The organism is Streptomyces sp. NBC_00158, from assembly GCF_045160885.1.
Taxonomy (GTDB): Bacteria; Actinomycetota; Actinomycetes; order Streptomycetales; family Streptomycetaceae; genus Streptomyces.
In genome coordinates, this window is record NZ_CP108161.1 from 6105981 (window position 1) to 6129232 (window position 23252).

General features: G+C 71.6%; 23 protein-coding genes. All 23 read left to right on the forward strand.

Annotation, left to right across the window (positions count from 1 at the left end; genetic code table 11):
• Positions 1 to 108: 108 nt before the first annotated feature.
• The 23 genes from OG553_RS28140 to OG553_RS28250 all read left to right on the forward strand — a co-directional run bounded on the left by OG553_RS28140 (position 109) and on the right by OG553_RS28250 (position 23245).
• The gene (locus OG553_RS28140; RefSeq protein ID WP_405981638.1) at positions 109 to 933 is read left to right on the forward strand and encodes a type 1 glutamine amidotransferase domain-containing protein; all 825 of its coding nucleotides are present in this window, start codon (positions 109 to 111) and stop codon (positions 931 to 933) included.
• A gap of 19 nt (positions 934 to 952) precedes the next feature.
• Positions 953 to 2596 carry a thiamine pyrophosphate-binding protein gene (locus OG553_RS28145; protein ID WP_405981639.1) on the forward strand — a complete coding sequence of 548 codons (1644 nt, stop codon included), beginning with the start codon at positions 953 to 955 and terminating at the stop codon, positions 2594 to 2596.
• Positions 2597 to 2662: 66 nt separating this feature from the next.
• The gene (locus tag OG553_RS28150) at positions 2663 to 3094 is read left to right on the forward strand and encodes a nuclear transport factor 2 family protein (protein ID WP_405981640.1); all 432 of its coding nucleotides are present in this window, start codon (positions 2663 to 2665) and stop codon (positions 3092 to 3094) included.
• A gap of 13 nt (positions 3095 to 3107) precedes the next feature.
• Positions 3108 to 3563: a nuclear transport factor 2 family protein gene (locus OG553_RS28155; protein ID WP_405981641.1), complete on the forward strand. Its 456-nt coding sequence runs from the start codon at positions 3108 to 3110 to the stop codon at positions 3561 to 3563.
• 16 nt (positions 3564 to 3579) lie between these two features.
• A complete protein-coding gene (locus tag OG553_RS28160) occupies positions 3580 to 3951 on the forward strand; it encodes a nuclear transport factor 2 family protein (protein WP_007262997.1) in 372 nt (123 codons plus the stop codon).
• 13 nt (positions 3952 to 3964) lie between these two features.
• Positions 3965 to 5569 carry a GMC family oxidoreductase gene (locus OG553_RS28165; RefSeq protein ID WP_405981642.1) on the forward strand — a complete coding sequence of 535 codons (1605 nt, stop codon included), beginning with the start codon at positions 3965 to 3967 and terminating at the stop codon, positions 5567 to 5569.
• A complete protein-coding gene (locus OG553_RS28170; RefSeq protein WP_405981643.1) occupies positions 5562 to 6173 on the forward strand; it encodes a DJ-1/PfpI family protein in 612 nt (203 codons plus the stop codon). The genes OG553_RS28165 and OG553_RS28170 overlap by 8 nt, the downstream gene beginning before the upstream one ends.
• Positions 6173 to 6604, forward strand: a complete 432-nt coding sequence (locus OG553_RS28175; protein WP_405981644.1) for a VOC family protein — start codon at positions 6173 to 6175, stop codon at positions 6602 to 6604. Before OG553_RS28170 ends, OG553_RS28175 begins: the two co-directional genes overlap by 1 nt.
• Before the next feature lies 1 nt (position 6605).
• Positions 6606 to 8429 (forward strand): AGE family epimerase/isomerase, encoded by a 1824-nt coding sequence (locus tag OG553_RS28180; RefSeq protein ID WP_405981645.1) that lies wholly within the window; start codon positions 6606 to 6608, stop codon positions 8427 to 8429.
• Positions 8430 to 8469: 40 nt separating this feature from the next.
• Positions 8470 to 8808: an STAS domain-containing protein gene (locus OG553_RS28185; RefSeq protein WP_405981646.1), complete on the forward strand. Its 339-nt coding sequence runs from the start codon at positions 8470 to 8472 to the stop codon at positions 8806 to 8808.
• On the forward strand, positions 8805 to 10949 hold the full coding sequence (gene glgX, locus OG553_RS28190; RefSeq protein WP_405981647.1) for a glycogen debranching protein GlgX: 2145 nt from the start codon (positions 8805 to 8807) through the stop codon (positions 10947 to 10949). The genes OG553_RS28185 and glgX overlap by 4 nt, the downstream gene beginning before the upstream one ends.
• Positions 10950 to 10976: 27 nt before the next feature.
• Positions 10977 to 11288 (forward strand): STAS domain-containing protein, encoded by a 312-nt coding sequence (locus OG553_RS28195; RefSeq protein ID WP_362468245.1) that lies wholly within the window; start codon positions 10977 to 10979, stop codon positions 11286 to 11288.
• 41 nt (positions 11289 to 11329) lie between these two features.
• Positions 11330 to 11791, forward strand: coding sequence for an ATP-binding protein (locus OG553_RS28200; protein WP_405983161.1), 462 nt, complete (start codon positions 11330 to 11332; stop codon positions 11789 to 11791).
• Entirely contained in the window at positions 11773 to 13032 is a 1260-nt protein-coding gene (locus OG553_RS28205) for a PP2C family protein-serine/threonine phosphatase (RefSeq protein WP_405981648.1), read from the forward strand. The genes OG553_RS28200 and OG553_RS28205 overlap by 19 nt, the downstream gene beginning before the upstream one ends.
• A complete protein-coding gene (locus OG553_RS28210; protein WP_405981649.1) occupies positions 13032 to 13778 on the forward strand; it encodes an AAA family ATPase in 747 nt (248 codons plus the stop codon). Before OG553_RS28205 ends, OG553_RS28210 begins: the two co-directional genes overlap by 1 nt.
• A 69-nt stretch (positions 13779 to 13847) precedes the next feature.
• Positions 13848 to 14588 (forward strand): type 1 glutamine amidotransferase domain-containing protein, encoded by a 741-nt coding sequence (locus tag OG553_RS28215; RefSeq protein ID WP_405981650.1) that lies wholly within the window; start codon positions 13848 to 13850, stop codon positions 14586 to 14588.
• Positions 14589 to 14614: 26 nt separating this feature from the next.
• Entirely contained in the window at positions 14615 to 16099 is a 1485-nt protein-coding gene (locus OG553_RS28220; RefSeq protein WP_405981651.1) for an aldehyde dehydrogenase family protein, read from the forward strand.
• 26 nt (positions 16100 to 16125) lie between these two features.
• A complete protein-coding gene (locus OG553_RS28225) occupies positions 16126 to 16746 on the forward strand; it encodes an NADPH-dependent F420 reductase (RefSeq protein WP_405981652.1) in 621 nt (206 codons plus the stop codon).
• Positions 16737 to 17237, forward strand: a complete 501-nt coding sequence (locus tag OG553_RS28230; RefSeq protein WP_405981653.1) for a (2Fe-2S)-binding protein — start codon at positions 16737 to 16739, stop codon at positions 17235 to 17237. The genes OG553_RS28225 and OG553_RS28230 overlap by 10 nt, the downstream gene beginning before the upstream one ends.
• 5 nt (positions 17238 to 17242) lie before the next feature.
• Positions 17243 to 19654 (forward strand): xanthine dehydrogenase family protein molybdopterin-binding subunit, encoded by a 2412-nt coding sequence (locus OG553_RS28235; protein WP_405981654.1) that lies wholly within the window; start codon positions 17243 to 17245, stop codon positions 19652 to 19654.
• Positions 19651 to 20472 carry an FAD binding domain-containing protein gene (locus OG553_RS28240; RefSeq protein ID WP_405981655.1) on the forward strand — a complete coding sequence of 274 codons (822 nt, stop codon included), beginning with the start codon at positions 19651 to 19653 and terminating at the stop codon, positions 20470 to 20472. The genes OG553_RS28235 and OG553_RS28240 overlap by 4 nt, the downstream gene beginning before the upstream one ends.
• 38 nt (positions 20473 to 20510) lie before the next feature.
• Positions 20511 to 21773 carry an MFS transporter gene (locus tag OG553_RS28245; RefSeq protein ID WP_405981656.1) on the forward strand — a complete coding sequence of 421 codons (1263 nt, stop codon included), beginning with the start codon at positions 20511 to 20513 and terminating at the stop codon, positions 21771 to 21773.
• Positions 21770 to 23245: an ATP-binding protein gene (locus OG553_RS28250; protein ID WP_405981657.1), complete on the forward strand. Its 1476-nt coding sequence runs from the start codon at positions 21770 to 21772 to the stop codon at positions 23243 to 23245. The genes OG553_RS28245 and OG553_RS28250 overlap by 4 nt, the downstream gene beginning before the upstream one ends.
• Positions 23246 to 23252 lie beyond the last annotated feature (7 nt).

The window sequence follows — 23252 nt, forward strand, 5'->3', positions numbered from 1 at the left end:
GACCTTGCCCGCTACCTCACGAAGTCGCATTCGCGCCCTTTGACGAGGGCCCCGGGCACAAGCAGTGTGGGGGACGCAAACGACAACAGGCGGCGCCTGGAGGAATCTGTGAGCAGAAAGATTCTGGTCATTGTCTCCGAACACGGCTACTGGTCCGAGGAACTGATCGGACCCGTTTCCAAGTTCGACGAGCGGGGTTACGAGGTCGTATTCGCCACGCCGACCGGAAAGCGCGCGCACGCACTTCCACCGAGCCTCGACGCGAACTACGTGGACCCCCCGCTGGGCCGCTCGGTCACCACCGAGGAGAACGCCCGGCTGGGCCGCGAGTTCGAGCAGTCGAACCGGCTCGACTCACCGCTCGACATCGAGGCGTGGGTCCCCGAACGCCCCTACACCAGCGACGAGGGGTACCTGCGCAAGCTGGAGCAGTACCACCGGGACCTGGACAAGATCGACGCCGACATCGCGGACTACGACGCGATCCTCATCGTCGGCGGCAGCGGTCCGATCGCCGACCTCGCCAACAACGAGCGGGTGCACGCCCTGATCCTGGCCTTCGAGAAGGCTGGCAAGGTCGTCGCCGCCGAGTGCTACGGCGTCGCCTGCCTGGCCTTCGCCCGGGACTGGGGCGACCGCAAGTCCATCATCTGGGGCAAGCACGTCACCGGCCACTGCAAGGAGTACGACTACAAGGACGGCACCGGATTCCTCGGCACCGACTTCAACATGGGCCCGCCCCCGTATCCGCTGGAGTACATCCTGCGCGATGCGACCGGCCCGCGCGGCGCCTATCACGGGAATTTCGGCCACCCCCTTTCGGTGATCGTCGACTATCCCTTCGTGACCGGCCGCTCGACCCCCGACTCGTACCTCACGGGGCAGAAGATCGTGGAAGTCCTGGAGGACGGTCTCACCCGTTACGGGTGGTAGCGGAAAAGGGGGGAGTCCGATGAATACCGAAGCCACTCCCGGACGGGAAAGGCTCATCGAACAGTTCAAGGCCGACGGTCTGAACGTCATGTTCGGAAATCCGGGAACGGTGGAACAGGGATTCCTCGACGCGGTGGACGCGGCGGCGGACTTCACCTACGTCCTCGCCCTCCAGGAGACCGTGGCCGCGGGCATCGCCGACGGCTATGCCCGCGCCACCGGCGGCGCGGCCCTGCTCCAGCTGCACTCCGGCGTGGGACTGGGCAACGGCATCGGCATGCTCTACCAGTCGCTGCGCGGCCACACCCCGCTCGTGGTGGTCGCCGGCGACGCCGGGGTGCGCTACGACGCCATGGACGCGCAGATGGCCTCCGACCTGGTCGCCATGGCCAAACCCGTCACCAAGTACGCGACCCGGGTCACCGACCCCGGGTCCGTGCTCCGTACCGTCAGGCGGGCCGTCAAGATCGCCCTGACCCCGCCGCGCGGCCCGGTGTTCGTGGCCCTGCCGATGGACGTGCTGGACGAGCTCAACTCCGAGCCCGTGCTGCCCGCCACGGTGCCGCTCACCGACGTGGCGCCCTCCCCGGCCTCGATCGGCCGGGCGGCCGAGCTGCTCGCCGGGGCCGAGCAGCCGGTGGTCCTCGTCGGGGACGGGGTCGCCCTCTCCGGGGCGCAGGCCGAACTCGCCGCCGTCGCCGAGCTGCTGGGCGCCGACGTGTACGAGGTCGACTCGTCCGAGGTGAACATCGCCGCCTCGCACCCGCTGCGCCGCGGCCAGACCGGCCACATGTTCGGCCCGCACAGCAAGGAGCTGGTCGGGCGGGCGGACGGGGTGCTGATCGTCGGCACCTACGTCTTCCCCGAGGTGTTCCCCGAACTGGAGAACCCCTTCCGGCCCGGCGCCAAGGTCGTGCACATCGACCTCAACGCCTACGAGATCGCCAAGAACCACCCCGTGGACCTGGGCCTGGCCGCCGACCCGCGGCACGCGCTGCGCGCCCTGGCCGGCGTACTGGAACAGCGGCTGACCCCGGCCCGGCGGGCGGCGGCGGCCGCGCGGCTGGACGTACGGACCCGCGAGCGGGCCCGGGCCGCCCTGGAGCGGACGGACGACGACACGCCGATGGCCGTCTTCCTACGGACGCTCGCGGAACGCACCGGCGGGGACCTGATCGTCTTCGACGAGGCGCTCACCACCTCCCCGCTCGTCACCCGGTACCTGCCGCCCGAGCGGCCCGGCGACTACCACCTCACCCGGGGCGGCTCGCTCGGGGTCGGCTTCCCGGGGGCGGTCGGTGCCAAGCTCGCCCACCCGGACCGGCTCGTCGTCGGCTTCGCGGGCGACGGCGGGTCGATGTACACGTACCAGGCGCTGTGGACGGCGGCCCGGCACGGCATCGCCGCCAAGTTCGTGGTCTGCAACAACCGCAAGTACCGGCTGCTCGACGACAACATCGCCCAGTACTGGCGGGAGCGGGACATCGCGGAGCACCCCTTCCCGGGCTCCTTCGACCTCTCCCGCCCCGAGATCGACTTCGCCGGGCTGGCCCGGGCACTGGGCGCCGGGGGGACCCGGGTGGAGAAACCCGACGAGGCCGCGGCCGCCGTCACCCGGATGCTGGCCCACCCCGGCCCGTACCTGGTCGACGTCCAGGTCTGAGCAGCGCCCGCACCCGGCCCGGCCGGGGCACACCACGCGACACACCGACGGACAGGAGGAGACCGCATGCCCGCCGAGCGGCTGACCGAGGACGCGATCCGAGCCTTCGCCGAGAACTGGTACGTGGCCCTGGACCGGCACCTCCCGCTGGAGCAGGTCCTCGCCCTGATCACCGAGGACCTCGAGTTCAAGGTCCCCGAGGACACCTTCCTCGGGCACCAGGGCTTCGGCCGCTGGTACGACGCCGTCACCCACCGGTTCTTCGACGAGGTGCACACCGTCACCAAGGTGGAGCCGGTCATCGAGGGCGACCGCGCCATCGTCCGGGTCCTCGTCAACTGGCAGGCCAAGATCTGGGACGCGCCGGCCGCCCGCAGCCAGTGGCTGGGCTTCGACGCCGACCAGACCTGGACGCTCGTGGCCGGCGACGACGGACCGCTGATCAAGCAGTACACCGTCAACGAACTGGCGCCGATGCCCGGTTCGGGCTCGCTCTGAGGGGGGCGGCGCCATGACCGGAGTGACACGCGAGCAGGTCGAGGCCGCCTACCGGGCACTGGGCTCCGGCGACCGCGCCCGGATCCTCGACCACTACGCCGAGGACCTGCGCTGGCTGGTGCCGGGCAACCACCCGCTCGCCGGCTGGTACGAGGGCCTGGACGCCTTCCTGGAGCTGATGGGCCGGACCCACAAGCTCACCGGCGGCACCTTCCGCATGGACCTGGAGGCGGTCCTCGTCGGGGAGGACTGCAGCGCCGACGTGTGCCGCAACGTCGCCCTGCGCGACGGCGCGGACCCGGCGAGCGCCTCGCCGTACGAGCGGATGGACTACCAGGTCTTCCACTTCATGCGGTGGCGGGACGGCCGGATCACCGAGGGCCGCGACGGGCTCTTCGGGGACACGGCGGCCGCCTTCAGCCAGTTCTGGGCACCGTTCGGGCCGGACGGGACCCGCAGGGACCGATAGGGGGATGAGAGACGCGATGGACGCCCGAGAGATCCTGACCAAGTACTACCAGTACGCCAACGCGGGGGACTGGGACCGCTGGTGCGACCTGTTCGCCGACGACCAGGTCATGGACGAGCAGCTCGCCGGACACATCGAGGGCCTGGAGACCCTGCGCTCGATGATGAAGGGCATGGGGACCATGTACCGGGTCTTCCGCAACGAGCCCGTGCACTTCCTGGTCGACGGGACCAAGGCCGCGGCCGTCTCCCACCTCAGCGCCGTCAGCGCCTCCGGCGAGGCGATCGAGGCCGAGGTGATGAACTACTTCGAGATCGTGGACGGACGGATCGCCTACATGGCGAACTACCACGACACCGCCCCCTTCCAGGTGCTGAGCCAGGACTGAGGGGACCGGAATCGTGGCCACGCAGCAGTACGACTACGTGATCGTCGGCTCCGGCACCGCCGGCAGCGTCCTCGCGAACCGCCTCTCCGAGGACCCGGACGTCTCCGTCCTGGTCCTGGAGGCCGGCGGCCCCCGCATCCCGCCCGAGGTGGACGACCCGTCCTCCTGGTACAAGCTGCTCGGCGGGCCCGTCGACTGGGGCTACACCAGCGTCCCGCAGCCCGGCCTCGGCGGCCGCCGCACGTACGAACCGCGCGGCAAGGCCCCCGGCGGCAGCAGCAACCTCTACATCATGATGCACATCCGCGGCCACGCCTCGGACTTCGACAACTGGGCCTACCAGGGCGCGGCCGGCTGGGCGTACGAGGACGTCCTGCCGTACTTCGCCCTGCTGGAGGGCCAGGAGGACGCCACCGCCGCCACCACCGGCACGGCCGGACCGCAGCGGATCACCAACGCCGGCCGGCACGGCCCCAACCCGGTCTCCCGCGCCTTCATCGACGCCGCCGTCGAGCTGGGCCACCAGGAGATCGCCGACTTCAACACCGACGGCCCCCGGCGCGGCCTCTTCGGCACCGGCTGGCACCACATCGACGTCGCCGACGGCCGCCGCCAGGGCACCCTCGCGGCCTACCTGGAGCCGGCGCTCGTCCGCCCCAACCTGACCCTGCGCACCAGCGCCCAGTCCACCCGGCTGCTCTTCGAGGGCGACACCTGCACGGGCGTCGAGTACGCCCAGCTCCAGCCCCCCGCCGACGTCCCGGGCCGCACGGTACGCGACGGCCACAGCACCGCCGCGGCCCCCGGGCTGCACACCGTACGGGCCCGGCGCGAGGTGATCGTGGCGGCCGGGGCCATCGAGTCCCCGAAGCTGCTGCTGCTCTCCGGCATCGGGCACCCCGAGCGGCTGCGCGAGCACGGCATCGCCGTCACCGCGGCCGTCCCCGGGGTCGGCGAGAACTTCCACAACCACGTCCTGACCGGGCTGATGGCCGAGGTCACCCAGGAACTCCCGCCCCCCGCGCAGAACCTGTCGGAGAGCGCCCTGTTCCTGGCCTCCCGGCCCGGACTGCCCGCCCCGGACCTCCAGATCGCCTTCGTCCACGTCCCGTTCGACGTGATCGTCGGCAAGGACCACCCGAACACCGTCTCCATCCTGCCCGGCGTCGTGCGCCCGGTCTCGCGCGGCTGGATCAGGCTCGCGAGCGCCGACCCGCTGGCCCACCCGCTGATCCACCCGAACTACCTGGGCGACCGCTGGGACCTGGAGCGGATGGTGCAGGGCGTCAAGCTCGCCCGGGAGCTCTTCGCGACCTCCGCCTTCTCGCCCTGGTACAAGCAGGAGCTCCAGCCCGGACCGGGCTCCGTCTCCGACGAGGAGCTGCGGACCTTCGTACGGCAGAAGTCCGAGAGCTACCACCACCAGGCCGGCTCCTGCCGCATGGGCATCGACGACCTCGCGGTCGTCGACCCCGAGCTGCGGGTGCACGGCGTACGGAACCTGCGCGTCGTCGACGCCAGCGTGATGCCCGCCGTCCCGTCGGGCAACTGCCACACCGCCATCGCGATGATCGCCGAGCGCGCGGCGGACTTCCTGAGGGGGATCTCCCGTGCCTGACGTGGTCCTGCGCGAGGGGGCGCTGACCGGGACCAGGATCGCGGTCCTGGTCGAGAGCGACTTCTACGAACCGGAGATCTTCTACTACCAGCGCCGCTTCGCCGAGGAGGGCGCCGAGGTCGACTTCCTGACCCGGCTGTGGGGCAACGACTCCATCACCTTCACCGGGCACGAGTACCGCGCGCCCTTCACCGCCACCAAGTCCCTGGAGGGGCTGGACGACGAGGAGCTGCGCCGCTACGCCGCCCTCGTCGTGCCCTCCGGGATGGTCGCCGACCGGCTGCGCTACACCGAGGACGTGGACGTCCTCGCCCCGGCCACCGAACTGCTGCGCCGGGCCTTCGAGGAGCCCACCGTCCTCAAGGGCGTCATCTGCCACGGCATGTGGCTGGCCTCCTCGATCCCGGACAAGGTGCGCGGCCGCAAGGTGGTCTGCCACAACAACCTCATCGGGGACGTCCGCAACATGGGCGCCCAGTACGTCGACGAGGACGTGGTGGTGGACGGGGACCTGGTCACCGGCCGCACCGGCGCCCACCACCACCTCTTCGCCCGCCGGATCATCGAACTGCTCGCGGCGGGCCGGGGCCGGGGGAGCGCCTGATGGGCGCGATGACCTGGTCCCACGTCGGCCTCAACTGCGCCGACCAGAAGACCACCGAGGAGTTCTACACCCGGTACTTCGGCTTCGCCCGGGCCCGGGTCGTCGACCTCGGGGAGTCCCGGATCGTGTTCCTGCGCAAGGGGGACGCGTACCTGGAGCTCTTCGCGGCGGCGGCCGAACCGGCCCGGCCCGCGCACGAAGACGGCCCGTCGGCCCCGGGCCGGATACGCCACCTGGCCTTCCAGACCGACAGCGTCGACGCCTTCCTCGCGGACCTGGGCGACGCGGCCGAGGTGACCCTGGGGCCGCTGGACTTCGACGACTTCATCTGCGGCTGGCGGACCGTCTGGGTGCGCGACCCCGACGGGGTGATCGTCGAGGTCAGCCAGGGGTACGAGGACGACCGCTCACACGACAAGGACGGTGCATGACATGGCGGGCTCGCTGAACTTCTCCTTCTCCGACACGATCGCGGGCTACGTCGTCCGCTTCGACTCCTCCGCCCGGCTGCTGCGGCTGAAGACCACCGACGACCGCGAGTTCGAGGTCTCCCTCGCCTCCGGCCCCAGCGCCGAGCTGGTCCGCAACCTGGACGAGCCGTACGTCGACGCCTCCGGGCACGTCGACGAGATGCTCTCCCCGGGCCGGTTCCTCTTCGCCTACGGGGTCCACTACCCCGAGCAGGGCGGGCGCTTCGACGCCAAGCGGCTGGTGTTCCTGGGCCGCGGCGCCGAGGACTACCGCTTCGAGGAGGCCGGCTGGTGGATCCGGCAGATCGAATCGCTGGCCGACTTCTACAAGCGCGCCCAGTTCGGCGACGGGCCGGTGGACTTCACCGAGTACCGCACCGAGATCCGGCTCGGCGGCGACAAGACCGCCAGCCACGTCCAGGAGACCGACACCATCTCCCGCCTGGTCTACGGCATGGCCTCGGCCTACCTGCTCACCGGCAAGGACGAGTACCTGGAGATCGCCGAGCGCGGCACCGAGTACCTGCGCAAGCACATGCGGGTCGTGGACAGCGAGGAGGACGTGGTCTTCTGGTACCACGGCATCAGCGTCGACGGCGACAGCGAGCGCAAGCTCTTCACCTCGGAGTTCTCCGACGACTACGACGCGATCCCGATGTACGAGCAGATCTACGCGCTCGCCGGGCCCGTCCAGACCTACCGGGTCACCGGCGACGCCCGGATCAGGAACGACGCGGACGCCACCATCCGGCTCTTCGACAAGTTCTTCAAGGACGAGGAGCAGGGCGGCTACTACTCGCACATCGACCCGATCCTCTTCAGCGCCGACCACGAGTCCCTCGGCGAGAACGCCGAGCGCAAGAACTGGAACTCGGTCGGCGACCACGCGCCCGCGTACCTCATCAACCTGTACCTGGCGACCGGCGAGCAGAAGTACGCCGACTTCCTGGAGTACACCTTCGACACCATCGCGGACCGGTTCCCGGACTACAAGAACAGCCCGTTCGTCCAGGAGCGCTTCTTCCGCGACTGGTCGCACGACACCGCGCACAGCTGGCAGCAGAACCGCGCGGTCGTCGGCCACAACCTGAAGATCGCCTGGAACCTGATGCGGATGAACTCGCTGAAGGCCAAGCCCGCCTACGAGCAGCTCGCCCGGAAGATCGGCGAGATCATGCCGGCCGTCGGCAGCGACCGGCAGCGCGGCGGCTGGTACGACGTCGTGGAACGGGTCAAGGAGGGCGACCAGGAGTCGTACCGGTTCGCCTGGCACGACCGCAAGGCCTGGTGGCAGCAGGAGCAGGCGATCCTCGCCTACCTCATCCTGAACGGAACGGTCGGCGGCGACGCCAGCCTGCGCGAGGCGCGGCAGGCCCAGGCCTTCTACAACACCTTCTTCCTCGACCACGACGAGGGAGCGGTCTACTTCAACGTGCTCGCCAGCGGTACGCCGTACCTGCTCGGCACGGAGCGGCTCAAGGGCAGCCACTCGATGTCCATGTACCACTCGGCGGAGCTCTGCTACCTGGCCGCCGTCTACAACAACCTTCTCGTCAACGGCCGGGAGATGGACTTCCACTTCCAGCCCGACCCGACCGACCTGCCCGACCGGATCCTGCGCGTCTCGCCCGACCTGCTGCCCGCGGGCTCGGTGCGGATCGCGTCCGTGGAGATCGACGAGAAGCCCTACGAGGAGTTCGACTCCGAGGCGCTGACCGTCCACCTCCCCGACGTCCAGGGCCGGGTCAAGGTCAAGGTCCGGCTCCGGCCGGTGAACAAGCAGTAGTGCCCACGGGGGGCGCCCCAACAAGAGGGGAAAGCAGGCAATGAGTCTGAACGTGAAGGAACGCCGGAACAAGACGGCCACCGTGCTGGTCGCCACCGGCGAGATCAACAGCGAGACCTCCGGCACCCTGCTGGAGTCCCTGCTGCCGCTGGTCCGCGAGGGCCGGCCGCTGCGCATCGACCTGACCGCCGTCACCTACGTCTCCAGCGCCGGGCTGCGCACGCTGCTCGTCGTCTACCGCGAGGCGCAGCACGCCGGGGTCGCGGTCACCCTGTACGGGGTGAGCGAGGAAGTCCGGTTCGTCATGTCGGCCACCGGGTTCCTCGACTTCTTCGAGACCGGCGAGGCCGCCGCCACCAGGGCCGGGGCCGCGCGATGAGCGAGTCCCGCTCCGAGCAGGTGCTGCGCGTGGACGCGTACCCGACCCACGAAGTGGGCGGGTACCGCGTCCGCGCGGGCAAGCCGTTCCCCTTCGGGGCCAACGTGGTCCCCGGCGGGGTCAGCTTCTCCGTCTTCTCCGACCAGGCGACCTCCATGTCGCTGGTCATCTACAAGCGCGGAGAGCCCGAGCCGATGGCCGAGCTGGAATTCCCCGAGGAGTTCCGCACCGGCAGCGTCTTCTCCATGACGGTCTTCGGCCTCGACCACGAGAACATCGAGTACGGCTACCGGGCCGACGGCCCCTACGACCCGGCCACCGGCCACCGCTTCGACGCCCGGCAGGTCCTCTCCGACCCCTACGCCCGGCTGATCTCCGGCCGCGACGTGTGGGGCGTGGAACCGGACCGCAGCCGCGGCTACCAGTACCGCTCGCGGGTCTGCCTCCAGGACTTCGACTGGGGCGACGACACCCCGCTGCGGATCCCCGCCGAGGACCTCGTCGTGTACGAGGCCCACGTGCGCGGATTCACCCGGCACCCCTCCTCGCAGGTCACGGCCCCCGGCACCTTCGCGGGGCTGCGGGAGAAGATCCCGTACCTCAAGGAGCTCGGGATCAACTGCATCGAGCTGCTGCCCGTCTTCGAGTTCGACGAGAGCGACAACCCGCGCAGCAACCCCGAGACCGGCGAGAAGCTCTACGACTACTGGGGCTACAACACCGTCTCCTTCTTCGCGCCGAAGGCCGGATACGCGGCCACCGGACGCTACGGGATGCAGGGCGACGAGTTCCGCACCCTGATCAAGGAGCTGCACGCCGCCGGCATCGAGGTGATCCTCGACGTCGTCTTCAACCACACCGCCGAGGGCAACGAGCAGGGCCCGACCATCTCCTTCAAGGGCCTGGACAACGCCACGTACTACATGCTCACGCCCGAGGGGTACTACTTCAACTTCAGCGGCACCGGCAACACGGTCAACTGCAACCACCCCGTGGTCCGCAACTACGTCCTGGACTGCCTGCGCCACTGGGTCGCCGACTACCACATCGACGGCTTCCGCTTCGACCTCGCGGCCATCCTCGGCCGGGACCTGGACGGCACCCCGCTGCCCAACCCGCCGCTGCTGGAGATGCTCGCCTTCGACCCGGTGCTGCGGCACACCAAGCTCATCGCCGAGGCCTGGGACGCCGGCGGCCTCTACGAGGTCGGCAACTTCCCGGCGTACGGGCGCTGGGCCGAGTGGAACGGCAAGTACCGCGACACCGTCCGCCGCTTCCTGAAGGGCGACCCCGGGGTCACCGGCGAACTCGCCACCCGCGTGGCAGGCTCGCCCGACCTCTACTCCGGCCGCGGGACCTCGGCCTCCGTCAACTTCCTGACGGCCCACGACGGCTTCACCCTGGCCGACCTGGTCTCGTACGACGACAAGCACAACGAGGCCAACGGCGAGGGCAACGGCGACGGCGCCAACGACAACAACAGCTGGAACTGCGGGGCCGAGGGGCCGACCGACGACCCCGAGGTCAACGCGCTGCGGCTGCGCCAGATGAAGAACGCCCTCGCCATCCTCCTCACCAGCCAGGGCATCCCGATGCTGCTGTCCGGGGACGAGGTCGGCCGCACCCAGCAGGGCAACAACAACACGTACTGCCAGGACAACGAGCTGTCCTGGTTCGACTGGGACCAGGTCGACGAGAACGCCGAACTGCTCCGGTTCACCCGCCAGATGATCGCCTTCCGGGGGCACCACCGCGAGCTGCGCTCCACCTCGCACCCCACCGGACGGCTCCGGGACGGCCTCGGCCTGCCCGACATCAGCTGGCACGGGGAGCGGGCCTGGCAGCCCGACTGGTCGGCCGACGGCCGGCTGCTGGCGGTGGCCCGCTGCGGCACCGGCGACCAGGACGTGGTCTACGTGGCCATGAACTCCCACTGGGAGGCGCACGACCTGGAACTGCCGGCCCTGCCCGGCGGCCGCAGCTGGCACCTGTTCGCCGACACCGGGGCGCAGGCACCGCACGACATCCGCACCCCGGGGGCGGAACAGGAGCTCGACAACGCCGGCAAGTACCTCATCGGCCCGCGCTCGGTCGTGATCCTGGTCGGCCGCGCCAACGACCCCGAACCCCGGGACGACTGACCCGGCCAGACCGAAGGAGACCCTGACATGCCACTTTCCGTGTCCCTGAGCATCGAGGGCGACACCACCGTGATCGAACTGACGGGCGAGCTCGACGCCAAGACCGCCCCGGACTTCCACCAGACGATCGAGAAGGCCGCCGGGCACGGCACCGGCACCGTCGAGATCCGGATGGCCGGGGTCGGCTACATGGCCAGCGCCGGCCTGCGCTCCCTGGTCTTCGCCCAGCAGAAGGTGGGGGGCGAGGTCACCATCAAGGTGACCGGCGCCATCGAGCCCGTCGCCCGGACCATCCGTACGGCCGGGCTCGACCGCAGCATCGTCCTCTCCGATGACTGAGGCGCCGACGACCGGTCAGGGCGCCCGGAACGGTGACTGAGATGGTGGAACTGGCGAGGAAGCCCGCCGTGCTGGACGTGCCCGCGACGGTGGGGGCACTGGGCGAGATCGCCGCGTTCGTCCTGCGGCTGGCCGGCCGGGCGGGCCTCGGCAAGGGGGCCACGTACCGGATCCGGCTGGCCGTGGACGAGCTGGCCACCAACATCGTGATGCACGGGTACCGGGGCGGCGGCGGACGGATCACCGTCCGCGGCCGCTCCGGCCCCGACGGGGTGCGGATCGTCATCGAGGACACCGCCCCCGCGTTCGATCCCGTCGCAGGCCGCCTGCCACCCGCCCCCGGGGTCCCCCCGGAACGGCGCCGGGTCGGCGGCCTCGGCATCCACCTGGCCCTGACCAGCGTGGACTCGTACGCCTATGCCCGCAGGGACGGCCGCAACATCAGCACGCTGACCGTGAAGGCCGATGACGGGACGGACGACCCATGCCCTCCACGACCGTGATCATCCTGGACGTGTACCCGCCGCCGCCCATCGAACTGCTGGACGCGCTGCGGCTGATGGACGCCGAACTCGTCCCCCGCACCCTGGGGGAGCTGCTGCGCGGCCGCCTCGAACTGCTGCCCGTCGCCGACGTGCTGCTCGCCCCCGCCGAAGCCGACGGGGAGATCGTGCGCAGCGCCGTGCGCCGGCTGCGGCGCTGGGCCGGAGCGCCCATCGTCGTCGTCTGGACCGTCCGGGACTTCGCCGCCCTGGAGCGGCACGTCCGCCTCGGCCACGACTACCTCGTCCCGCCCTTCCTGCCCGCCCTCGTCGGCGCCCGGGTGCACAGCTGCACCGAACGGGCCGGACTCGGCCGCACCCTGCGGGAGGCTGACGCCCGCGCCGAACTCATGGGCTACGAGAAGGAACTGGAGATCGGCCGCGAGATCCAGGCCGGCTTCCTGCCCGAAGCCCTGCCCGTACCCGACGGCTGGGAGATCGACGTGCGCTTCCGGCCCGCCCGGCAGGTCGCCGGGGACTTCTACGACGTCTTCGAGATCTCCCGGGGCCGCCGCCTCGCCGTGGTCGTCGCCGACGTCTGCGACAAGGGCGTCGGCGCGGCCCTGTTCATGGCCCTCATCCGCTCCCTGCTGCGCCACACCGCCGAGAACAGCGGGCTCCAGCACCTGATGGCCGCCGGCCGCACCGGCGGCAGCCGCCGCACCCCGGTCGTCGGCGCCACGCCGCTGCTCAACGCGGTCACCGCCACCAACGGCTACCTCACCCGCAACCACCTGCGGCAGGGCTACTTCGCCACCCTGTTCTTCGGCGTCCTGGACCCGCTGACCGGCAGCCTCGTCTACATCAACGGCGGCCACAACCCGCCCCTGCTGCTCTCCGGCGACGGCTCCGTGCCCCGCCCCCTGGAGGTCACGGGACCGGCGGTCGGGGTGCTGCCCGACTGCGTCTACACACTGGGCTACGCCCAGTTGAACCCCGGCGACACCCTCTTCGTGTTCACTGATGGAGTACCTGAGGCCCGCTGCCCCGACGGCAGCTTCCTCGGTGACGAGAGGATGCTCGAACTGCTCGCCGGCCCCCCGGCGAGCGGCCGGGACGCGGTCGACCTGATGGACCGGGCGGTGCGCGAGCACACCGGCACCGCCGAACAGCACGACGACGTCACCATGCTGGCCGTGCACCGGCCGCGTGCGGCGCGGGGGCCGCACGCGGACGACACCGGTTACCGGGTGGTGGCGTGATGACCCGGACCATCGTGGTGCACTCGCACCGCGGCGGCACCGGGAAGTCCTCGGTGCTGGCGAACCTCGCGCTGCTGCTGGCCGCCGGGGGGCGCCGGGTGGGCATGGTCGACACCGACCTCCAGTCGCCCACCCTGCACCAGCTGTTCCGGCTCGGCCCCGGCACCGGCTCGCTGGCCGACTACCTGCTCGGCCGCTGCGAGATCGAGACCGCGGCCCGGGTCACCGCCGTACCCGGGCTGTACGTCGTACCGGCCCGGACCGGGACGGCGGCACTGCGGGAGCTGATGACCACCGGGTACGACGTGGGACTGCTCCCGGAGGGCTTCGACCGGCTGGCGGAGAGCCACGCGCTCGACGTCCTGCTGCTCGACACCCACGCCGGGCTCAACAACGAGTCGGTGACCGCCATGGGCAGCGCCGACATCGTTCTGATCATGGCGAGGGCCGACCGGGTCGACCTCGCCGGAGCGGAGGAGACCATCGCCCTGGCCGGGCGGCTGGCCTGCCGGCGGGCCCTGGTGCTGAGCATGGCACCCGAGGGCGTGGACCGGGAGGCGGTGGCCCGCAGGGCCGAGGAGGTATACGGATCCCCCCTGGCCGGAATTCTTCCGTACGTTCCGGAAATGGCCGCCCTCTACGGAGAGCGCATATTCGCGGAAGCCCTTCCCTACCACCCCCTGGTCGGTGAATTCCGCGCGATCCTCACGGCGTTGGACGCACGTGACGAAGTATCGCGGGCCTGACGCCGTCCCCTTACGCCCCTTGCGAAGGGGCGTGTTGAATCGGCAGCGATCCAGAACAAGGAGAGAATCATGAGGATTCTCGTCGTCTTGACGGCAAAGGCCACCCTCCATCTGCTGGACGGGGAACAGCACCCCTCGGGATTCTGGGCCGAGGAATTCGCCGTTCCCTACACCCTCTTCCGAGCAGCCGGCCACACCGTCGACGTGGCGACGATCGGGGGCGAGGTCCCCACGGTCGACCTGACCAGCATCGACCCCGACTTCCTGCGGTGGGTCCGCCCCGAGGGCTCCCCGGACCAGGACGCGGCCAACGCCGCCGAGTACGTCCGCGTCATCGAGCAGACCCCCCAGCTGAAACAGCCCCTCGCGGTGGAGTCCCTCCACGAGAAGGACGTCGCCGACTACGACGGCATCTACATCAGCGGCGGCCACGGGGCCATCGGCGACCTGCCCAAGTCCGACGAACTGGCGCAGCTGCTGCGCTGGGCCATCGGCCAGGACAAGCCGATCGCCACCGTATGCCACGGCCACACCGCACTGCTGTCCCTGCGGGACGGCGAGGGCCACTGGCCCTTCGAGGGATACCGGATGACCGCCTTCTCGCACGACGAGGAACTGGTCACCAACATGGCCGGCCGGCTCCCGCTGATCCTGGAGGCCGAGCTGACCAGACTCGGCGCCCGCTACGAGAAGGCCGAAGCGATCTGGGACTCGCACGTCGTCGTGGACCGCAGGCTCACGACCGGTCAGAACCCCTACTCCTCCAAGGCCCTCGCCGAGACCTTCTTGCGGCAGCTCTCCGAGGGCTAGCCCCCGCGACACCGGAAGGTGCAGCCATGACCAAGCGCGTGCTCAGCGACCACCCCCTGGCCAACCCCGGGAAGCTGTTCATCGGCGGCCAATGGGTCCCCGCCCGGGACGGCCGCACGGAGCCGGACATCAGCCCGATCGACGGCCAGGAGATCGTGCCGGTGGCCCAGGCCGCCGCGACCGACGCGGACGCCGCCGTCGCGGCCGCCCGCGCGGCGTACGAGGAAGGGCCGTGGAGCCGGCTGTCCGCCCAGGAGCGCGCCCTGCGGCTGAACCGGGTCGGTGAGCTGATCGAACGGGACCTGGAGGAGATAGCCCTGCTGGAAACGGTGGACATGGGCAAGCCGTTCGCCTTCTCCAGCACCGTCGACGCGCCCATGGCCGCCCAGCTGATGCACTACTACGCCGGCGCGGTCACCCGGGTCGACGGCTCCTCCCGGGCCCCCGCCGGCGGACAGCTCGCCTACACCCTGCGCGAACCCCTGGGCGTGGTCTGCGCCATCACCCCCTTCAACTTCCCGCTCCTGCTGTCGATGACCAAGATCGCCCCGGCCCTGGCCGCGGGGAACACGGTCGTCCACAAGCCCTCCCCGGCCACCCCGCTCACCGCCCTGAAGATCGCCGAACTCTTCCAGGAGGCGGAGATCCCCGACGGGGTCCTCAACGTCGTCACCGGTCCCGGGGTCGAGCTGGGCGAGACCCTCACCGGCCACCCCGACATCGACAAGATCGCCTTCACCGGCTCCACCGCGGTCGGCCAGTCGATCATCCGCAAGTCCGCGGGCACCCTGAAGAAGGTCACGATGGAACTCGGCGGCAAGTCCGCCAACATCGTCTTCGCCGACGCCGACCTCGACGCCGCCGAGGAACTCGCCTTCTTCGGCATCTACTACAACAAGGGCGAGATCTGCACCGCCGGCTCCCGGCTGCTGCTCCAGCGCCCCGTCCACGACGAGCTGGTCGAACGCCTGGTCCGCCGGGCCGCCGCCCTCAAGCCCGGCGACCCGCGCGACCCGGAGACCCTCTTCGGGCCGCTCGCCCACCGCGCCCAGTTCGACAAGGTCAGCTCCTACATCGAGGTCGGCGAGAAGGAAGGCGCCCTGCTGCGCACCGGAGGCACCGGCTGGACCCCCGAAGGGGCCTCCAGCCAGGGCCTGTACTTCCTGCCCACCGTCTTCACCGGCGTCGACAACGGCATGCGGATCGCCCAGGAGGAGATCTTCGGCCCGGTCCTGTCGGTCATCCCCTTCGACACCGAGGAGGACGCCGTACGCATCGCCAACGACAGCGCGTACGGCCTCGCCGCCGGGGTCCACACCAAGGACCTGCGACGGGCCCACCGGGTCGCCTCCCAGATCAAGGCCGGGACGGTCTGGGTCAATTGCTACAACCAGTACGACCCCTCGGTGCCCTACGGCGGCTACAAGGCCTCCGGCTACGGGCGCGAGTGCGGACCGGAATCCCTTGAGAGCTACACCCAGACCAAGTCGGTCTGGATCGGCATGGACTGACACCACACCATCGAGGAGAGCCACTCATGCGGACAGGCATCATCGGCACCGGCCGGATCGGCTCGACCCTCGCGAGGATCCTGGTGGCCGCCGGCCACCCGGTCGTCCTCGCCAACGCCACCGGCCCGGGCTCGCTCGCCCCGCTCCTGGCCGAACTCGGCCCCGACGCCACGGCGGCGCACCCCGTCGGAGCGGCGGCCGAGGCCGACCTGCTGGTGCTGATGGTGCCCTTCGCCGGCGTACGCGGGCTGCTGCCCCCGCACGTCGTGCAGGACAAGGTGATCGTGGACGCCACCAACGCGTTCAGCGGCCCCGGCACCCCCGCCGACCTCGGCGGACGCGGCTCCAGCGAACTCGTCGCCGACTGGTACCCCGGCGCCCGGGTCGTGAAGTCCCTGAACACCATGCACTTCGAGACCCTCGCCGTCGCCGGCACCGCCTCCGGCCGCACGGCGTCCGAGCGCCTCGCCCACTACACGGCCGGCGACGACACCAAGGCGAAGGAGATCGTCGCCGGAATCATCACCGACCTCGGATACGCCCCCGTCGACACCGGCCCGCTGCACTCCGGAGGAATCCTCCAGCAGCCCGGCGGTCCCCTCTTCAACCGGTCGCTCACGGAAGCGCAGGCGCTCGCATGGATCTGACGCGCATCGAACTCACCCTGCACGTGAACGGAAGACCCGAGGAGTTCGCGGCCCCGCCGAACGAACTCCTCGTGGAACGGCTCCGCGACGGACTCGGCCTCACCGGCACCAAAGTGGGCTGCGACACGGGCCAGTGCGGCACCTGCGTGGTCCGCCTCGACGGCAGGTCGGTCAAGAGCTGCCTGATCCTCACCGCCTCCGCCGCGGGCTCCGAGGTCACCACCATCGAGGGCGTCACCGCCCCCGGCGGTGAACTGACCGGCCTCCAGGAGGCGCTGCGCCAGGAGCACGGCACCCAGTGCGGCTTCTGCACGCCCGGCATGGTGATGGCCCTCGGCGAACTCGTCGAGACCGCCGCCGGCGGACCGCCCCCCACCGAGCCCGAGATCCGCGAATGGCTCACCGGCAACCTGTGCCGCTGCACCGGCTACCACAGCGTCGTCCGGGGCGTGCAGCGCGCCTGCGCCCCCGCCGAACCCGAGGGGCGGTGACCGCGATGACCACCACCGCCCCCGAACAGGGGTCCCGGGAACCGGACGGCGTCCTCGGCCGGCCCCTCGACAGTCGCGAGGACCCGGGACTGCTGCGCGGCGAAGCCGTGTACGTCGCCGACATCGACCTGCCCGGCACCGCCCACATGGCCATCCTCGGCAGCCCCGTCGCCCACGCCCGGATCCTGTCCATCGACACCAAGGCCGCCGAGCAGCTCCCGGGCGTACTGAAGACGGCCACCGCCGCGGACTTCCCCGACGTGATGCCGCTGCCCTGCATCTGGATACCCGGCGGGGTCGAGAGCCACTTCCCGCCCCACCCCTACGGACTCCCCGGCGCCCGCCCGGTGCTCACCGGCGACACCGTCCGCCACGTCGGCGACCCGATCGCCGTCGTCGTCGCCGAGACCCCGCGCCAGGCCGCCGCCGCGCTCGCCGCGATCTCCGTCGAGTACGAGCCGCTGCCCGTGGTCACCCGCGCCGACCGGGCCCTCGCCGAAGGCGCGCCCCAGCTCCACGAGGCCGTACCCGGCAACCTGAACGCCTACTGGACCTGCGGCGACAAGGACCGCACCGACGCGGCCGTCGCCGCCGCCGAGGTCACCGTCGAGCTGGACCTCGTCAACCAGCGCACCATCAACAGCCCCATCGAGCCGCGCGGAGCCGTCGGCGTGTACGACCCGGCCACCGGCGACTACACCCTCCACGCCTCCACCCAGGGCCCGCACAACCACCGCTTCCTGCTCGCCGCCCTGGTCCTCGGCATCCCCTTCAACAAGCTCCGGGTGATCGCCCCGACCGTCGGCGGCAGCTTCGGCACCAAGGGCTACCTCTACCCGGACATGGCGCTGGTCCTGCTGCTGTCCAAGGCCCTCGGCGGCCGCCCCGTCAAATGGGTCGACACCCGCACCGGCCTGATGAACTCCACCGTCCAGGGCCGCGACCACCGCCAGCACGTCACCCTCGCCGGCACCCGCGACGGCCGCATCACCGCCGTGCGCTGCACCAGCTACGCCAACCTCGGCGCCTACCCCTCCACCATCGGCCCCGGAGTCGCCACCGCCCTGATGGGACGCTCCATCAGCGGCATGTACGACATCCCCGCCGCCTTCTGCGAGGTGTACGCCGCCTTCACCAACACCGTCCCGCTCGGCGCCCAGCGCGGCAGCGGACGCGCCGAGGCCGCCTTCCTGATGGAACGGCTCGTGGACCGCTACGCCGCCGAGATCGGCATGGACCCGGCGGAGGTCCGCCGCCGCAACCTCGTCCCCAAGGAGAAGTTCCCCTACGACAACGGCCTCGGCTGGACCTACGACTCCGGGGACTACCGGCAGAACCTCGACCGGGCCCTCGAACTCTCCGGCTACGAGGGGATGCCCGCCCGCAAGGCGGCCGCCCGCGCCCGCGGCAAGCGCCTCGGCGTCGGCATCGCCACCTACGTGGCCGTCTGCGGCGTCGGCCCCTCCACCCGGATGTCCAAGGAGGGCATGCTCGGCGGCACCTGGGAGAGCGCCAACATCCGCGTCCACCCCACCGGCGAGGTCACCGTCACCGTCGGCTCCGCCTCCACCGGCCAGAGCCACGGCACCGTCTTCGCACAGGTCGCCGCCGACGAGCTGGGCATCGACCCCGGCCAGGTCCAGGTGTACGAGGGCGACACCCTCAAGGCCCCCTACGGGCAGGGCACCTACGGCTCCCGCTCCTACAGCATGGCCGCCCCCGCCATCGCGCTCACCGCCCGCAAGATCAAGGCCAAACTGGTCCGGGCCGGAGCCGTCTTCCTCGGCGTCCCCGAGGACCGGGTGGTCTACGAGAACGGCGGCGTCCACGAGGCCGGCAACCCGGACAACGCCAAGACCTTCGCCGAACTGGCCATGGCCATGTGGTACGGCTGGGGACTGCCCCCCGAGATCGAGCCGGCCCTCGACGAGACCACCCACTTCGACCCGCCGGACTTCAACTACCCCTTCGGCACGCACATCGCCGTCGTCGAGGTCGACGAACTCACCGGCGAGACCGAGGTCGTCGACTACACCGCCGTCGACGACGCGGGGAACATCGGCAACCCGAAGGTCGTCCTCGGCCAGATCGAGGGCAGCATCGTGCACGGCCTGGGCCAGGCCCTGATGGAAGCCGCCGAGTACGACGAGAACGGCCTCCTGATCACCTCCGACCTGGAGAACTACGCCCTGCCCCGGGCCGCAGACGCGCCCTTCTTCACCCTCGGGAAGACCGTCACGCCCTCCCCGCACAACCCGCTCGGAGCCAAGGGCGCCGGGGAGATCGCCACCGTGCCGCCCGCCGCCGCCGTCGTCAACGCCGTCGTGGACGCCCTGTCCGACCTGGGCGTGCGGCACATCGACATGCCGCTCACCCCCGAGAAGGTCTGGCGCCGCCTGAGAGGGGAAGCCCCGTGATCCTCACCGACTTCTACTACGCCCGGCCCGCCGCCGTGGACGAGGCCCTCGCCCTGCTCGCCACCCCGGGAGCCCGGGTGCTGGCGGGCGGACAGAGCCTGCTGCCCGGCCTGCGCACCGGCGCGGAGCGGGCCCGCCTGCTCGTCGACGTACGGCACCTGGAGGAACTGCGCGGGACCACCCGCAGCGGCGGGGGCCTGCGCATCGGGGCCCTGACCACCCTCGCCGAACTCGCCGCGCACCCGCTGGTGCTCGCCGGGGCACCCGAGCTGGCCGCCGCCGCCCGCGCCAACGGCGACCCCCAGGTCCGCAACCTCGGCACCGCCGGCGGGAACCTGGCCGCCACCGGACGCGCCACCGACCTGCCCGTGGCGGCCCTGGCCGCCGACGCCCGGGTGGAGCTCGCCGGACCCGGCGGGCGCGTCACCGTCGGAGCCGAGCGGTTCGCCGCCTCGGGCGTGCCCGACGGATCGGTGGTCACCGCCCTGCTGGTGCCCGCCGCGGGCCCGGCCGCCGCCTTCGAGAAGGCCGCCGACCGGGCCACCCGCTACCCGCTGTGCGCCGCCGCCGTACGCATCACCCCCGACGGGCCGCGGATCGCGGTCACCGGAGCCACCCCCCGCGCCCAGCGCCTGCGCGGGGTCGAGGAACGGCTGCGCGGGGGCCCGTACACGACCGAAGCGGTGCTCGCGGCCTTCCGCGCCGAGCCCCGGGAGCTGTTCGTCCCCGGGCGCGGCACCTCGGCCGAATACCTGGGCCACCTCGCGGGAGTGCTCACCGCCCGCGCGCTGGCCCGGGCGGCCCTGACCACCACCTGACCGCCCCAGGGGCCGCCGGGAGGACGGAGTTGACCGCAGTGGCCGAACCGACCGAGACGAAGGACACGGGAGACGCGGGAGGCACCGCGAGCGGGGGCGCCGCCCGCGCGGCGGGGGCCTCCGGCTTCCGGGTGGTGGGCGCGGTCCTCGTGCTGCTGATGCTCTCCTCCTCCGTGCCCTCGGCCCTGTACGTGCTCTACCAGCAGGAATGGGGGCTGTCCTCCGGGGTGATCACGGTGGTCTTCGCCGTGTACGCCGTCACCGTGCTCGCCGGCCTGCTGCTGTTCGGGTCCCTCTCGGACACCCTGGGCCGGCGGCCCGTCCTGGCCGCCTCCCTGGTCCTGGCGATCGTCTCCATGGGCCTGTTCGCCGGGGCCGGGGGGCTCGGCCTGCTGCTCGCCGCCCGCGCCGTGCAGGGGCTGGCGGTGGGCCTGGCCACCGGGGCGATGGGCGCCGCCCTGCTGGAGCTGAGCCCGCGCTCGCGGCCCGAGCTGGGCGCCCAGGTCAACAGCGCCGGACCGACCGTCGGCATCGGCCTGGGCGGGCTCGGGGCGGGACTGCTCGTCCAGTACGCGCCCGCGCCGACCGTGCTCAGCTACCTCCTGCTGGCCGGGGCCTTCGCGCTCACCCTGGTGGGCGTGGCCCGGATGGCCGAGAGCGCCCCCGGGGCCGACGGCCGGCTGCGGGTGGTGCCCCACCGGATCCGGGTACCGGCCGCCGTGCGGCGGAGGTTCGCCGTACTCGTACTCACCGTGGTCGCCGTCTGGACCGTCGGCGGCTTCTACCTGTCGCTCGGGCCGCACCTGGCCCTCGCCCTGTTCCGCAGCACCAACTACCTGCTCGGCGGGGCCACGGTGGCACTGCTCGCCGGCGCCGCCACCGCAGCCCAGCTGCTCCTGGGCCGCACCGAGGCGCTGCGCACCGCCGTCCTCGGCCTGCTCGGGCTGCTCGCCGGGCTCGCCCTGGTGCTGCTCTCCCTGGGCACCGGCTCGGCGGCCGTGTTCCTCGCCGCCACCGCCGTGCTCGGCAGCGGCTGGGGAGCCGCGTTCCTCGGCTCCTTCCGCGCCCTCAGCTCGCTCGCCGACCCGGCGCACCGCGGCGAACTCACCGCCGCCGTGTACGTCTTCGCGTACCTCGCCATGAGCGTCCCGGCGGTCCTCGCCGGACTCCTGACCAACATCCACGGGCTGCAGCGCACCTCGGTCGGCTTCATGGCGGCCGTCGCCGGGGTGTGCGCGCTGGCCCTGCTGACGACCCTGCGGCTGGCCGCGCGCACCAGGGCCGAGGGGAGCACCGCGTGAAGGACGAGCAACTGCGCACCGCCCTGCGAGGGCTGGAGATCTTCGCACAGATCACCGAGGACCAGCTGGACTGGCTGGCCTCCGTCTCCGACCCCCGCGTCCTCGCCGACGGGGAGGTCCTCTTCCGCGACGGCGAGGAGGCCACCGGCTTCCACGTCCTGCTCTCCGGCGGGCTCGTCGTCACCAAGGTCGTCGACGGCCGGGAGGAGGTCCTGACCCGGCACTCCACCGAGGAGGAGAGCGCGGCCGCCGACGACCACGACGGCAAGCCCTCCGCCGCCCACCGCTTCACCGGGGAACTGCCCCTGCTCACCGACGGCTCCTACGTGGCCACCGCGTCCGCGAGCGGGCCCGCGACCACCGTCGTCGCCTACCCCAAGCCGGTGTTCTTCGAGATGCTGACCCGCTGCCACGGGGTGGCGGCCGTACTCATCCCGGTACTGGCCTGGCGGATCAAGTCCTCCGAGGTCCAGGCCCGCAAACGGGCCACCGTCGAGGCCCTGGGCACCCTGGCCGCCGGCCTCGCGCACGAGCTGAACAACCCGGCCGCGGCGGTCGCCCGCGCCGCGCAGGAGCTGGCGCCCGCCCTGGACCGGCTCACCGCCACCGCCTGCGCGTGGGGCGCGGCCGCCTCCGGCGCGGAGCGCCCCGTACTGGACGGGCTCGCGGAGGAGCTGGACCGGCTGCCGCCGCCGGACACCACCGACCCGCTCGCCCAGGCGGACGCCGAGGAGGAGATCGCCGACTGGGCCGAGGAGGCCGGCGCCGGACGCCCCGGGCTGCTCGGCTCCGGCGCCGCCGACCTCGGGCTGCAGCTGGGCTGGCTCCTGGAGCGGCTGGAGGGGATCGGCGAGGCCGCCCTGCCCGCCGCCCTCGACCACCTGGCGGCGCTGCTGGAGGCCCGCTCGCTGGCCGCCGAACTGCGGGCCGCCGGGCCCCGGATCTCCCAGCTGGTCTCGGCCACCCGGGACTACGCCAACCTCGACCGGGCCCCCGAGCAGCGGTTCTCCGTGCCCGACGGCCTGGAGAACACCCTGATCGTGCTGCGCTCCAAGCTGCCGGGCATCACCATCGTGCGCGAGTACGAGGCCGGGCTGCCGGAGCTGGACGGCTACCCCAGCGAGCTGAACCAGGTGTGGACCAACCTGGTCGACAACGCGGCCGAGGCCATGGAGGGCTCCGGCACCCTGACCCTGCGGGTGCGCGCCGAGGGCGCCTGCCTGGTCGTGGAGATCACGGACACCGGCCGGGGGATCCCCGAGGAGTCCCTGCCGCGGATCTTCGAGCCCTTCTACACCACCAAGGACGTCGGCAAGGGGACGGGCCTCGGCCTGCACCTGAGCTACCGCATCGTGACCCAGCGCCACCGAGGGTCGATCACGGCCCGCTCGAAGCCGGGGGAGACCCGGATGGTCGTCCGGCTGCCGCTGACCGCGGCCGCCGCCTGTGCGGAACCAACCTCCACACCCTGAAAGGGAG